The sequence below is a fragment of the Christiangramia aquimixticola genome, assembly GCF_048285835.1.
Classification (GTDB): domain Bacteria; phylum Bacteroidota; class Bacteroidia; order Flavobacteriales; family Flavobacteriaceae; genus Christiangramia; species Christiangramia aquimixticola.
In genome coordinates, this window is sequence record NZ_JBLVTL010000283.1 from 1 (window position 1) to 287 (window position 287).

Here is a 287-nt window from a genome sequence, read left to right on the forward strand (position 1 = left end):
GTCCCAAAGTGGGTCCATAGACGTAATCCCCATAAAGGTAGCCCGTATGAATTCCAATAATCTCTGATCCAAATCCTATCCAAAATGCTGCGGCGGCGAAAATTGGAAAGGCATCATTCCAACCTTTATGGTAAAGTAACATCAATACCATAGTGGTTAATAAGTGGGCTGGAGTAAGCATCAAAAAAAGTTCTTGGTACTCAGGTAAGGAAAGACCAATTACCCCAACCACATGAAGTGCTACTAGGATAATTTTGCCGATGAGCTCTTTGGAAAGCTTACTTTTT

The 287-nt window shown here is 41.1% G+C and carries 1 protein-coding gene; it reads right to left on the reverse strand.

Annotation, left to right across the window (positions count from 1 at the left end; all coding sequences use genetic code 11):
• Positions 1-287 (reverse strand): carotenoid biosynthesis protein (locus ACNKXV_RS14500; protein WP_417908410.1); only part of this gene is annotated, 287 nt, incomplete at both ends.